This window comes from Chitinophaga sp. 05T412 (assembly GCF_056396465.1).
Genome location: NZ_JBFTLN010000001.1, coordinates 146,897 through 161,262 on the forward strand (window position 1 = coordinate 146,897; position 14,366 = coordinate 161,262).

Annotated in this window: 10 protein-coding genes and 1 pseudogene; 8 read left to right on the top strand and 3 right to left on the bottom strand. The window is 46.1% G+C overall.

Annotated features, from left to right (window positions below; all coding sequences use genetic code 11):
• Nucleotides 1-158: 158 nt before the first annotated feature.
• From nagB to AC1DFM_RS00625, 8 genes and pseudogenes are all read left to right on the top strand, one after another.
• Nucleotides 159-2,087: pseudogene (nagB, locus tag AC1DFM_RS00590) on the top strand (glucosamine-6-phosphate deaminase); the annotation flags it as partial.
• 185 nt (nt 2,088-2,272) lie between these two features.
• A complete protein-coding gene (locus AC1DFM_RS00595; RefSeq protein ID WP_477074784.1) occupies nt 2,273-2,845 on the top strand; it encodes a hypothetical protein in 573 nt (190 codons plus the stop codon).
• A gap of 105 nt (nt 2,846-2,950) precedes the next feature.
• Nucleotides 2,951-3,364, top strand: coding sequence for a hypothetical protein (locus AC1DFM_RS00600; protein ID WP_477074785.1), 414 nt, complete (start codon nt 2,951-2,953; stop codon nt 3,362-3,364).
• A gap of 77 nt (nt 3,365-3,441) precedes the next feature.
• Nucleotides 3,442-4,287: a hypothetical protein gene (locus AC1DFM_RS00605; RefSeq protein ID WP_477074786.1), complete on the top strand. Its 846-nt coding sequence runs from the start codon at nt 3,442-3,444 to the stop codon at nt 4,285-4,287.
• Between the two features lie 94 nt (nt 4,288-4,381).
• Complete coding sequence (locus AC1DFM_RS00610; RefSeq protein ID WP_477074787.1) at nt 4,382-5,338, top strand: YeiH family protein; 957 nt, start codon at nt 4,382-4,384, stop codon at nt 5,336-5,338.
• A 112-nt stretch (nt 5,339-5,450) separates the two neighbouring features.
• Nucleotides 5,451-6,332: a class I SAM-dependent methyltransferase gene (locus AC1DFM_RS00615; RefSeq protein WP_477074788.1), complete on the top strand. Its 882-nt coding sequence runs from the start codon at nt 5,451-5,453 to the stop codon at nt 6,330-6,332.
• 39 nt (nt 6,333-6,371) lie between these two features.
• Nucleotides 6,372-7,067, top strand: a complete 696-nt coding sequence (locus AC1DFM_RS00620; RefSeq protein ID WP_477074789.1) for a type 1 glutamine amidotransferase — start codon at nt 6,372-6,374, stop codon at nt 7,065-7,067.
• Nucleotides 7,068-7,079: 12 nt separating this feature from the next.
• The gene (locus tag AC1DFM_RS00625) at nt 7,080-8,048 is read left to right on the top strand and encodes a YpdA family putative bacillithiol disulfide reductase (RefSeq protein WP_477074790.1); all 969 of its coding nucleotides are present in this window, start codon (nt 7,080-7,082) and stop codon (nt 8,046-8,048) included.
• A 110-nt stretch (nt 8,049-8,158) separates the two neighbouring features.
• On the opposite strand, the gene AC1DFM_RS00630 is transcribed toward AC1DFM_RS00625, so the two are convergent.
• From AC1DFM_RS00630 to AC1DFM_RS00640, 3 genes are read right to left on the bottom strand one after another with little or no spacing between them, the layout of a single operon-like run.
• A complete protein-coding gene (locus AC1DFM_RS00630; protein ID WP_477074791.1) occupies nt 8,159-9,403 on the bottom strand; it encodes a thioredoxin family protein in 1,245 nt (414 codons plus the stop codon).
• Between the two features lie 57 nt (nt 9,404-9,460).
• Nucleotides 9,461-10,825 carry a RagB/SusD family nutrient uptake outer membrane protein gene (locus tag AC1DFM_RS00635; protein ID WP_477074792.1) on the bottom strand — a complete coding sequence of 455 codons (1,365 nt, stop codon included), beginning with the start codon at nt 10,823-10,825 and terminating at the stop codon, nt 9,461-9,463.
• Nucleotides 10,826-10,843: 18 nt separating this feature from the next.
• On the bottom strand, nt 10,844-14,335 hold the full coding sequence (locus AC1DFM_RS00640) for a SusC/RagA family TonB-linked outer membrane protein (protein ID WP_477074793.1): 3,492 nt from the start codon (nt 14,333-14,335) through the stop codon (nt 10,844-10,846).
• Nucleotides 14,336-14,366 lie beyond the last annotated feature (31 nt).

Genomic DNA, 14,366 nt, shown 5'->3' on the forward strand with positions numbered 1-14,366 from the left:
CAGCCGCTGTATGCTAAACATATTAACGAGATCCCATATTAAATGGTTCACTACAAGCTAAAGAAATATAATTTAAATATTGCTAAATAATAATGCTCATTAGCAGTAAATTCTTTAATTTTCCGGCTCGTTTTTAAACCGCATCTAATCAAAAACGTTTACAAATGACGATTAATCATCAGGAAATTGAACTGATCGACAGCTTTGAACAAATCGCTGTGGAGATACATCCTTCTGCCAAAGAGGGTTCCAAAGCAGTGGCGAAGGAAATTGCCGCGTTAATTCGCGAAAAAGAGGCTGCCGGTCAAAAATGTATTTTAGGAATGGCCACCGGGTCTACTCCTAAATATCTCTATGCAGAACTGGTACGTTTGCACAAAGAAGAAGGGTTGAGCTTCAAAAATGTAATTACATTTAACCTGGATGAATATTATCCGATAGAGCCGGATGCCTTACAGAGCTATAATCGCTTTATGAAAGAACACCTGTTCAATCATATCGATATTCCGGAAGGACAGTTCTTTGTTCCGGATGGCACTATTCCGAAAGATCAGATTAAAAAATATTGCGAAGAATACGACAAACGTATTGACGCATTAGGTGGTATTGATCTCCAGATCCTGGGTATCGGTAACAACGGCCACATTGGTTTCAACGAACCAGGCGCCAACATCAACTCACACACCCGTCTCGTTACACTGGATAACAGCACCCGTTTAGCCAATGCATACGAGTTCCCTAATATGAGCCAGGTGCCTCGTTTGGCGATCACCATGGGTCTGAGCAGCATCTTCAAGTCAAAACGCATTGTGCTGATGGCCTGGGGTTCTCATAAATCCAAAATTGTACGCCGCTCTGTAGAAGGACACAGCACCGACCAGGTACCTGCTTCCCTCCTGCAACAGCATCCTAACTGCAAATTCATCATTGATGAGCAGGCAGCAGCTGACCTCACCCGCTTCAACGAACCATGGCTCACCGGCGATTGCGAATGGACACCTGGTTTAACCCGTAAAGCGGTAACCAGCCTGGCACTGAAGCTGAATAAGCCTATCCTGATGCTCACAGATAAAGACTATAACGAAAATGGTTTGAACGACCTGATCGTACAGTACGGTTCTGCTTATGAGCTCAATATCAAAGAATTTAACGCCATCCGCGACACCATCACCGGCTGGCCTGGTGGTAAACCTGGTCCGCAGTTACCGAATCATCCGGAACGCTCTGAACCAGCTAAAAAACGTGCGCTGATCTTTTCTCCACACCCAGACGATGACATCATCTCTATGGGTGGTACCTTCATCCGTCTGCATGAGCAAGGCCATGATGTACACGTAGCTTACCAGACTTCCGGCAACATCGCTGTTACCGACGAATTCCTGCTGCGTTTCATCGACTTCGCCGTAGGATTTGAAGGGATGTTCGACATCGATAAGAGCAAAAGCTCTATGATCCTGGACGAAGCGAAAGCATTTATCCGCACCAAGAAGCCAAGCCAGAAAGATACGCCGGAAATCCGCGCCATTAAAGGCCTGATCCGTCGTTGCGAAGCGAAAGCTACCTGCCGCTACGTAGGCGTGGAAGATAACGCACACTTCATGAACCTGCCTTTCTATGAAACCGGCCTGGTGGAAAAGAAACCAATGGGTCCTGAAGATGTAGCCCTGACAGTAGAATTGCTCCGCAAACTGAAACCACAGCAGATCTACTGCGCGGGTGACCTCGCCGATCCGCATGGCACCCACAAAGTATGCCTGGACGTTATTTTCGCGGCACTCGACATCGTAAAAAGTGAAGACTGGGCGAAAGATTGCTGGGTATGGCTGTACAAAGGCGCATGGCAGGAGTGGGATATCCACGAAATTGAAATGGCAGTGCCAATGAGCCCTGACCAGGTTATGCAGAAACGCCTCGGTATCTTCATCCACCAGAGTCAGAAAGACGTGGTGCCTTTCCAGGGTACCGACTTACGCGAATTCTGGCAACGTGCGGAAGACCGTAATGCTAACACCGCTGATCTCTACGACCGCTTAGGCTTGCAGAAATATGCAGCCATGGAAGCTTTCGTACGTTATCATTTTATGTAGTATAATTTTTTTTAGCGAGTTTTGTCTTGTTCAGGATTATCAATATAATTCTGAACAAGATAAAACTCGCTTTTTTTTAATATAATATGAGCAGCACTAGTACCGTAACCGTTATCCAGTAGAACTTTTTTTCAATACCTTCCGATTAAACCATTAAATTACAGTAGAAAATAGAATAGCCATCAATGGAAAACGATATCCTCATTGACTTTAGGTTCGCCAAGGAAAAGCCAAGATTCGGTGAATTATTCTTGATTACAGGAGAAGAGCATCCTAAATTCCCGCCCAGGAACAAACTTTTTGCCCAACTGGCGCCATTGGGTTTCGAACAACTCGACGATTTTTTTGGTATCCTCAATAGCGAAGATACCGGCGATGACGTATTAGTATGGCTCTTTCCCATGCTCAACGGAGAAGAGGTGTTTCACAACAGCGGCCCGTTCGATGCCATCCGCCTGTCTTACAGCGCATTACGCAACGCACCGGTCAATATCTCCGTGTTGCAGGACTGCTTCAATACCATCAAAGGTATGCCTGACGTGGAAATCACGTTTGAAGACAAAGCGGTCAGCGATTTTGCACCCATCCAACAGAAGGCAGATGAAATTGTTGCTTACTGGCGCGATAACAGCATAGAGCCAGGTTCTGAACAAAGTCTGCTGATTGAAGAAGAGGAAGAGGACTGGGAAGATGAAGACGATGAATGGGATGATAACGATGAATGGGAAGAAGAATCCGACACCAAAGAAAAAAAATAAATAGTTCAACTTTACATAAAAGGGTGTCTTCCTGTAAGACGCCCTTTTTTTATGTTTTACTGCGAAAAGAATGCAGCCTTATTTTCCGTCAATTTTCGTAAATTGATGATACTGTACCTAACCTACTTACGCCAACGGATCATGAATAAACAAGCCAACAAAAAAGGCATCGTAGCCCTGTTGCTCGTAGCCGCTTTAATACCGGGATTGCTCATTTCCGGTATACCATCTGCTCATAAAGCCACAAAAAAGAATTGTATACCCACCAGTGGTATAGTACAGGAATTAAAAAGTGGCCCTCCTGGCATCATGATTCACCTGAAAAACGATCACAAAATTTATTACATCTCCCGTAAAACCCATCCCGGTATCTCCCTAAATTCACTGGAAAAGGAAATAATGGGCAAAAATATACAGCTGTATACCAGCCAGGACTGGTCTCCCCTTGATCCATTTTCCAGTATGAAACAAATTCACCGCCTTCAAATAGCCGATACCGTTATATACGCCGAATTCTAGGCCCAATCTTTGCGCGGATGCTGCAGCGGCTGGAAGCCAGAGTCACTTCCAGGCCCATAAAACAGTAATTTTACCATATGCATCTCAAGAAACAGCTGTCCTGCCTGGCATTGGCGGTATTATTGGCATCGTGCAACCTGAAAAACACGCACAGCAAATACGATAACGAAGAAAATGCGGCCACCGGTACCGGCAAAAGCACTCCTAAAAAAACGAATTCCCCTAAACTGGCTGGCGCCATAGCACCCATCATCGGCGAAAGAATCAGCGGCAACGCCGTGATATATAACAATCCCAATGGCGACCCCATTGTATCACTGGTAGATTATATTCCCCTGCGCTGTGCCCCCGTAAAAAAAGACTGGTACCCGGTCAGCATCGATTTTGATATCTCTAAAGAAGAATTCAGCAAACCACTTTTCCGCAAAGGCCAGCAAATAAAAGTAAATGGCGTAGCCGCCGGCGTATTACAACGGGATATGAAATTACCTGTATCTACCAATGGCGAAAAAATGTGGGCTACCATCAATGGCTATACGGAAAAGAAAAGTATCCGCAACGGCTCCATCATTGAATCCGCCCTGACCAGCTACCTGAAACAACATGCCGGTCGCAGTACAGACGACCTGCAGCCCTTTATCCACAGCTTTAAACTGGAAGAAGAAACTACGCTGAAACCTTATATACTCTACTTCAACTACGAAAGCGGTATCGATGATCCCAGCCCCCTTTACCGGCTGGCCCTCATCTTCCAGGGCAAACAACTGATTGGCGTACTCCATGCCCGCCCACTGCAACTGGATGGCAGTACTACCCGTCGCCTTCAACGCGGATTTACCGTCAGCTACCTCAATGGCATCGATAAAACCCTCAAAGAAGATTTCGCCGGTAAATTCAATAAGTTCATTCTCTCTGTTGATTAAGGTCATAACTTTTAGTTATCAGAGATTACTTATCACCATTTGACTTCGGCCTTGCCAGTACGGAACTTTGTGCCTCATTACAAATGTTTCGTGTATGCAACAAGAGAAAATAGCAGGCGCCTGGTTACCCGAAAACACTTCCAGAATAATATTCCTGGCAGCAGCGGCCATCACCCTGCTGCCCATCGTACAACCGCCGGTAGCGCTGCTCCTGGGCTTTGCCCTGGCGCAAACTACCGTCAACCCATTCCCGGTGGCTACACCACGTATCACGCACTGGCTGCTGCAACTGTCTATCATAGGAATGGGATTTGGCATGAACGTACACAGCGCCCTGCAGGCAGGTAAATCCGGCTTGCTGTTTACCATCACCGCTATCGCAGCTACGCTGTTCATGGGCGCCCTGTTGGGAAAACTGCTGGGCATCGATAAAAAAACATCTCACCTCATTTCCTGTGGTACCGCCATCTGCGGCGGTAGCGCCATTGCCGCCATTGCCCCGGTGATGAAGGCTGGTGAAAAACAGGTATCTGTTGCCCTGGGCATTATCTTTTTACTCAATGCCCTTGCGCTGTTTATATTCCCTGCCATCGGGCATCTGTTTCATTTATCCCAGCAGCAATTTGGATTATGGTGCGCCATCGCCATTCATGACACCAGCTCCGTAGTTGGTGCGGCTAACAAGTACGGAGAAGAAGCCCTGCAAATAGCTACTACCGTGAAACTATCCCGCGCACTATGGATTATCCCCGTGGCTTTTATTACCACGCTGCTCTTTAAAACAGATAGCGGTAAAATAAAGATTCCCTGGTTCATCGGTATTTTCGTGATCGCCATGTTACTCAATACCTGGGTGCCTTTGGTACAACAAATAGGACCATTTATGGTACACAGTGCTAAGACAGGTTTATCGCTCACCCTCTTCCTCATTGGCACCAATCTCAGTAGGGAATCCTTAAGGGGCATTGGCCGTAAACCCTTAATACAAGGGATATTACTATGGGTATTTATCAGCACGCTGGCCCTGGTTGCTATTTGCACGCTGGTATAGTATACCGGGGAAAATCCCATGATAATGCAATTCTCATTTTTACATATATTTGATCATAGACACAACCAAGATAACCGCAAAAGGTATCCAATAACATGAGTAGAACTAATTCATGAGCCGTTTACCCGCCACCAAATCGGGCACTTACATGGCTGCATTCCGCGCCCTTGAAAGTACTAAACCGGAAACGGAACGCTTGTTTCACGATCCGTTTGCCACCGTATTCCTGTCTAAATTCTACCAGCTTTTGCTGGCCTGTTGCAACATTTCCATATTCAGAAAGCTGGTCATGGCTGCTGTACAGTTTCGTTGGCCAGGCACTTTCACTTCCGGCGTAGCCAGAACAAAACTAATTGACGACATGATCATCGATGCCGTCAGAAACGACGGTATCAACCAGGTCATTATCCTGAATGCCACCTTTGATACCAGGGCGCACCGCCTGAATATCGGAGTGCCATTGCATTATGTAGAAATGGATCATCCGGTGCTACAACATCGCAAACGCACCCGGCTGGCCACCATCAAAGGTTTGCCGCAAGTTCCGATTGATTATGTACAACTGGACATGAATACACAACAGATCTCCGATGTGATTCCTCAACTATTCTATCGCGAACATTATAAAACATTATTTATCTGGGAAGCCCTTACCACTGAACTGGAAGCCCGCCTGGGCGCCACCATCTTTCATCACGTAAGAGAATACAATCCGGGTACACAAATCATCCTGAGCTATGTGGATAAAGCAGTGCTGGACAATCCTGCTGCATTCCACGGCGCCAACAAAGTAAACCGGCTGCTCCGCCGCGCCGGTGAAGACTGGGATTTCGGCATGGACCCGAAAGTACTGCGTGATTATCTCGAAGCACATAACCTGGTAGTACGCTACGAGGGCGGCGCCGCGGACTATCGCCGCCAATACTTCGGCGACAAAAGCGCCAGCATGAAAGGTCATGAATATTTAAGAGTAATAAGAGCAGAAGTGAAATAGCGGGCGTATCTTCGGGGAATCATCTTTACCCATCCGCATATGCATATTCACTACTTCCAACACGTACCTTTCGAAGGATTAAGCTGCATTGCCGACTGGGCGGCCAAAGGAAATCATACGGTCACCCATACCCGCTGGTACGAAAATACAGACACCACCGCACTGGCTAACGCAGACTGGCTCATCATCATGGGAGGCCCCATGGGCGTATACGAACAGGATCAATATGCCTGGATGCCCGGAGAAATTGCCCTCATACAAGCCGCGGTGCAGCAAGGCAAAAAAGTACTGGGCATCTGCCTGGGTTCACAGCTGCTGGCAGCCGCATTGGGTGCTAACGTATACCCACATACGCAAACAGAACTGGGCTGGTATCCACTGGATCTCAGCTTCCAGGATCAGGCCTCGCCGTTGCAAGCGGTGCTCCCACAACATTTCAATACCTTCCACTATCATGGAGATACCTTCGATGTACCGGCAGGCGCCACACGCTTTGCTGCGTCAGCAGCCACCAGTCATCAGGCATTCATCTATGGCGACCGCGTGATAGGCCTCCAGTTTCATATGGAACTAACACCCGCCAGTTTGCACGATATGCTCCAATTCGGCGCTAATACCATCGCGGCAGGCGGCCCCTTTATTCAAAGTGAAGAGAAAATACATCAGCATGAACATCTGCTGACTCAAAATAATAATATCATGTATCGGTTGCTGGATTATATGGCAGCCCTTTAAAAATCTGATTGTATGAATGCTGCGTTTGATGTGTTGATCATAGGGGGAGGCCCCATAGGGCTTGCGTGTGCACTGGAAGCTAAGAAAGCCGGGCTTAATTATCTCATCATAGAAAAAGGCTGTGTAACAAATTCTCTCTATAACTATCCGTTATACATGACCTTCTTTTCTACTTCTGAGCGACTGGAAATCGGGAATGTTCCTTTTATGTCCATCAATCCCAAACCTACGCGGCCGGAAGCGCTGGAATACTATCGCAGAGTCACTACTTCTCACCACCTGAACATCCGGCTGTTTGAAGAAGTAACCGCAATAACACCTAATGCCGGCGCCTATACGGTAACCACCAGCAAAGCCACTTATCACGCCCGGCACGTAATCATTGCTACCGGCTTTTATGATATTCCTAATCTCATGAATATACCGGGCGAAGAGCTGCCCAAAGTAACGCACTACTACAAAGATCCACACTTCTATGCTACACAGGATGTAGTGGTGATAGGCGCGCACAACTCCGCCGTGGATGCGGCACTGGAAACCTACCGCAAAGGCGCCAGGGTGACCATGGTCATCCGGCAGTCGGAGATTGGCTCCCGGGTTAAATATTGGGTAAAACCTGATATTGAAAATCGTATTAAAGAAGGCGCTATCAAAGCATATTTCTATTCCTCGCTACAGGCCATCCGCGAGCGGGAAGTGGATATCGTTACACCGGATGGTACCATCACCATTCCGAATGATTTTGTGATCGCCATGACCGGCTACCAACCTAATTTCCAGCTCCTGGAAAAAGCGGGTATCGTGCTATCTGACGACGGACTAAAAATACCGGCATATAATCCCATCACCATGGAAACAAACATGCCCCGCATTTACCTCGCTGGCGTGGTTTGCGGCGGTATGAATACGCATATATGGTTCATTGAAAATTCAAGAGAACATGCAGGGAAGATTATAGCAGATATTAAAGGGAGAGCGTAAAGCAAAAAGCAGAAAGCAAAAAGCTATTGTAGCGAGTAATCAAAGCGAATTAATATTCGCAATCATCACCCGCTACAATAGCTTTTTGCTTTCTGCTTTTTGCTTTACGCTTACCTAAGCGTTTCCCCTTTTTTCATTTTATCCAACACCTTCTCCTGGTACCCTATCAGGTATTTGTTATCAGGCGTGTGATCGTACTTATCAATGGCCGCTTGCTGCAATGCAATAGCATCGGCTGTTTTTCCTGATTTATACAGGAGGCTGGCTTTAACAGTCATAAAATCAGGAGTCACCTCTTTATGTAAAACGATTTCAATCCATTTAAGCCCAAGCTGCAGGGAAGTGGTATCCGAGGCATGTACACCCATGGAACGGGCATAGCTACTCATTTCAGTAGCATTAATTGCCGCCTGGTGGTCCTTTACAAATGCCTTTACAGCGGGAATGAATTTGTCATATTCTTTGTTTTGCAGATAGTATTGTAACTCGAATTTCCCATACACTACCGTCGCAAATTCAGGGTACTTCTGCCGGATAGTGTGTTTAACCACTGGCAGATCTGCTATCTTTCCCTCCTGCATCTTTGAATAAATTTCTTCGGACATAATAATTTGTTCCAGCTTCGCCTCTGCATAGCGATCTCCCATTAGTTTATTAATCCGGGTTCTATTCTTTCTAAAGATAACAAAACCTGTATCCGTACTGCTCCGGGTAAACTCCTCTATAAAATGAATGGTAGCAGGAGTATATATATCCGGTAAAGCCTGTAAATAACGACTGGAGAAAATGTCCGCGTATTGTCCGTCGTAATTCCGTTTGGCTTCCAATGCAAGACTACGGAGCAATGCGGTATCTCTACCAGCATTGCTTAACGCTGTGGCCATTTTAGTATAGTACTGGGTTTCCGGATGAAGCGCCTGGGCAGAAGCAGCAATAAAGGCATCTGTAGTATCACCGCCTACTTTGATATGTACCAGTTGTCCTTCAGGAGAAAAATATAAAAACGTAGGATAAGCCATGATTTTATAATCACGGGCGATGGCATCTGCATCTGCATACCATTGCTTTACGGCGTCATCGTCTTTATTCGTTTTATCCATCTGCGCTTTCACACTGATAAATTTGTCGTTAAAGAAGGTGCCCACTGGTTCCAGTGGAAATATCTCCTTGCTCATCCATTTACAGGGTCCGCACCAGGTGGTAAAGCAGTCCACGAAAATGAATTTATTCTCCTGCTTTGCTTTAGCCTTGATTTCTTTCCAGCTGAGTCCGTGTTCGAAGTGAATGCCTTTATCCTGTGCATTTACTTTAAACACCATCAACAGCAACAGTAAACTTAATATACGTGTATACATAAGCGTTATATTATTGGGTCTGCTGCTACTATGCGGCAGACCCGGTGTAATGGTTCATTATAAATGTTCATTAGGTTCTATTTCCGGATTCAGTTGACGCAGCTTTGGGGCTATCGGAAACAGATACATGGGAGAATTGGGCTGGATATCGTATTGCTTCCCATTATAGCTGTGATGCAGCGTTTTAGCGAATTTCGGATCTTTATTCAATCGTTTCAGATCAAATAGTCGCATGCCACGGAAACACAGTTCTCTTCTTCTTTCTTCCAATACTTTCACCAGGGCCTCATCCGCAGAAGCAGCTGTAACGGGCTGATACGACGCTTTGAGAATACGCGCCTGCCGTACAGTGTTCATATCATTCATAGCGGCGTTAGCATCCCCTGATCTGGCTTCACATTCTGCTTTTACCAGGTACATTTCTGCTACGGTAGGTCCCAGGTTCCGGGTATCGAACGATAAAAACTCCCCGTAGTAGTATAGGTAACCCCGCATAGGATCTGTAGTAGAAGTAAAGAGTATCTGGTAGCGCAGGTCATTCAGAGAATCCTTAAATACGGTCTGCAGATCTTTGCTGATAGAAAACCAACTATAGGAATTATCTGCCAGTTTCATCAGCAAGGTTTCGGGGTTGGCGCTGTTGATCGGGAATGAAGTGTGATTATTTGCAAACTGGTTATAGTCGGTTAATTTATTTCTGATAGCCAGCGCGGCGTTAGCCGCGGCCATAGCATCCTGGTATTTACCGGTAGCCAGTGCGGCGCGTGCCAGTACTCCATAGGCAGACGCCAGGGAAGGTTCGAAATAGGTGGTACTCGTTTGGCCCAACAGCGTAACCGCCTGGTTGAGATCTGCAAATACCTGGTCATATACCGCCTGAACAGAAGCCCTGTTTAATTTTTGATCAGTAGTAGGTACCAGCAGCAGTGGCACTCCCAGATCTTTGGCTGCTGTAGTGGCGTCATATTGCTTTCCATAAAGATTTACCAGAGAGAAATAAGCAAATGCCCGGTGCACCAATGCTTCTCCTATCACCTGGTTGCGTTCTGTTACAGCGCCATCCGTCACTGTTTTCATGCCATTCAGTACCACGTTAGCCAGGTATATCTGTTTATACAGGTCATTCCACATATCATCATCATCATTGCTCACATACACATTATTCTGCCAGGTATGCAGTTTAAAAGTGCTGTTGCCCAGATAAGTCAATCCTTTGGGATCATAGAATTCCACATCATCCGTTATCCATTCATCAGCGCCATAAGAAGTGGGTAAAGTGTAGGCGTCATTGAGCAATAGCCGGTAATCTTTGTAAACAGAGGGTATCACCTTACCCTTTGGTTTTATGTCCAGGTAATCACGTCCACAGCTGCTTAGCACAATGATTGCCAAAGCGATCCGGCATAAGTGTATATATTTCATGAAACGTTCTTTAATGTTTTAAAATGTTGTACGTAAACCAATAGCAAATGACCTGGCAGGAGGCAGCATACTATAGTAGGCAGAAGGAATATAATCAGGATCTATACCCTCTTTGTTTTTAGTCCATAATGCCAGGTTTCTGCCATAAGCGAGTAAGGATAATCTTTGCAGATGTATACGGCGCAGGAGTTGCTGCGGAAGATCATACGATAGAGAAATCTCTCTTAACCGGATATGTGATCCGCTCTCAATCAGCTGATCAGACAGTGTATACCACTGGTCCGAGTAATTCACACCAGTGGAAGGCATCACCGGTACAATTGTTTTACTTTCATCACCTGGTTGTCTCCATCGTAAAGCCACATCTTTGTGAATGGACTTCTGCGTGGAATAACTAAAATAAGAAACGCTTGGTCTGCGGAATATATACCCTAGCTTGAAAGTCACCAGCGCAGTGAGCTCCAGCTGTTTATACCGGAAGGTATTGGTCCAGCCACCGAAATATTTAGGCACCGTGCTACCGCTATAAGTAATGGTAGAGAGATCTGCAGAAATATCATCTTCCGATAGCATTCTTTTACCGCCACCACTCAATACAGTCGGCCGGCCTACACTGTCGAGGCCACCAAAACGATAACTGTACACCGCCTCAATAGGCTTCCCTTTCACCGGGTTGGAACCAGCGCCACTGTTCACATAATAGGTCACCAATTCCCTTTGTAAATTGGAGGAGGCCACTTTATTCACATTATAACCCAGGTTTAATATAGACTTCCAGCTGAAGGCCTTCGTCCGGATAATATCAGCAGAAAGATTAAGATCTATTCCACGGTTATCCACTTTCGCCGTATTTACAATCAGCGTGGTAAATCCGTAAGTGGGATTAAACTCAGCTGGTCCCAGCAAATCATAACATCTTTTGAAATAGGCGTCTATACTCATTTCCAGCCGGCTATTCCAGAAGGAGGCATCCAATCCGAAATTCAGTGTTTTTGTTTTTTCCCAGCGTAGCAGCGGGTTAGCTGGATTACTAATATTAGCATATGGCAACCCGTTATAATAGCCAATAGAAGATGGAATAGCTGCTATCAGATAAGGACTGGTAGTCTTATCCACATTTCCATTCACACCATAGGTAGCGCGAATATTCAGCCTGTTCATCACAGGAATGTGCAGGAAATTTTCCTCTCCCAGTTTCCACATACCACCTATTGACCATAGCGGTGTGGCGCGGTATTCCTTGCTGGCGCCAAACAGGTTGGAATCATCCAGCCGGGCACTTCCCGACAATACATATTTCTCTTTGTAAGTATAGTTCGCATTGGTATACCAGGAAAGATAACGGTCACGCGCATCTGATAAGCTGTTAGGATTAGAAGGCTTATTCTGATAGTTGGTCACCGCGGTTTTGTAATACGTATCGTAATTCACCAGGCTGGAAGTCAGTGTTTGATCATCATAGCCATACAATCTGCTGCTGGCGCCGGTTGCCCATACCTGCCTGATTTCGCCACCACCTACGGCATCAATTCTATGGTTTGCACCTAATGATTTATTGAAATTCAGCTGACCACGTACATCATAATGTTCCATTTCAGCATTGGAAAAATCCAGGATGCCGCCTCTCGGCAGTCCGTATACCAGTTTGCCTGCTTGTACAGAAGTGGCATTGTTGACGGTATTTCTGCTCGTATAGGTGTTAGGGTTATAATAATTTCTGGTACGGGAGAAGGATTTCTCATACAAGCCGCTGATCGCTGCACTCAAGCCCGGCATGATCTTGTAATTAAAGCCCCCATTGAAGCGATAGAGATTACTGCGGGAAGTATTATCGGCATTGGCCAGTTCATCGATATAGTTATATTTCCAGGGCTGATATCCCATTTTCTCCAGAGAATCCAGTGTACGTCTGTTGAAGGCACGTGCATACTGCATAGGGGCGCCATTATCATCTACAATACGATCATAAGGCAACAATGTGCTGGTTCCCGGCTCCAGCGGCCGAAGCCCCGGTCCGTTATTTTTGTTAGTGGTCATTACAATCATGAACCCGACATTGGCTTCCAGCTTTTTAGTCAGCTGAAAAGTATTGCCGGAATTAAGCGTAACACGTTGATTGCGGTTGCCCTTCGCCACCGGCAATTCATCACTGAAAGAGCCGGAGATAAAGTACTTGGCCACCTCGTTACCGCCTGAAACGGAGAGGTTGTATTGCTTGATTTGCTGCTGCTGGAGCAGGTATTTGTTATACTGGGATTTGAAATCGTAAGACGCCAGTTGTGCTACCAGTGCATCTCTTTGCGCTGCGGTAATTTCTCCACGCTTATAACGGAAGAAGATGTCGGCACCAGCGGAAGTAGCGGGTAATGTTCTCCCGGTGGGGTCCGGCAGCAGCGACTTATTCACCGCTTCCTGCTCAAAATTGAGGTAGTCCGCACTATTGGCTACAGGGCGGTATCCCAGATCTGGTCTTCCACCAATGGTATAGTTAGTAGAGAAGTTAATTTGTCGACCCTGATTCCTCCCTTTTTTCATTTCTATGACCACTACACCGTTGGCGGCGCGTACTCCCCAAATGGAAGCAGCTGCAGCATCTTTGAGGAAGGTGATCCTGGAAATATCTTCCGGATTCAGCATGGCCAGATCGCCTTCATAAGGAAAGCCATCAATAACGATGAGCGGGTCCTGTTGTGCACGCAGGGTATTGCGGCCACGAAGTGTGAGGGAGGTTTTAGTAGTAGGACGTCCACTGGCATCGGGTGGATTAGCGGTTACCAACAATCCACTTACCAGTCCTTCCATTTTATCGGCCACGTTCATGGTTACCTTCTTCTCCATATCCTGATCTTTAATCTGTGAGAAGGAACCCGTAGCCCTTTCTTTGGCAATGGTTTGATAACCGGTAGATACCTCTACAGTAGACAACTGGATATTATCAGGCGCCATGCTGACAGTAAGTCTTGAGGAGTTTGACACCAGCTGTTGCTGGGTTTTGTAGCCTATAAAAGTGAAAACCAGCATATCACCCACATTGGCGTGTTTCAATGAATAGTATCCATTGCCATCTGTCAAAGCGCCTTCTTTATTACTCAGATTTTTCACGGTGACACCTGGCAGCGGGCGATTATTTTCATCGGTAACGGTACCGGAAAAAGCTTTCTGGTCAACTGTTCCAACTACCATTCCCACAGGTGGATTTTTCTTCCGCACATCACGGATAATAGTATAGGTGTTGTCATTAACAAACAGGAAGATTAATCCTTTTGGATACAATAATTCCTTTAACGCTGCTTCTACCGATTTGCCTGAAAGCGTAGCGGGATCAAAGCTAACGGAGATGTCTTCCAGCAAACTATTTTCAAAAACGAAGCTGGTACCAAACGATTTTGTAATCTGCTTTAATGCAGCGGTAACGGGCATGTTTCTGGCCTGCGCAGCTAAACGCTGTGAGCCAGCCATTAATAGGCATGCCATGGTCACAGCCTGAATAAACTTCAGCGCTCTGTTCATAACCTGATTGATTTTTTGGTTGGTAAATGAG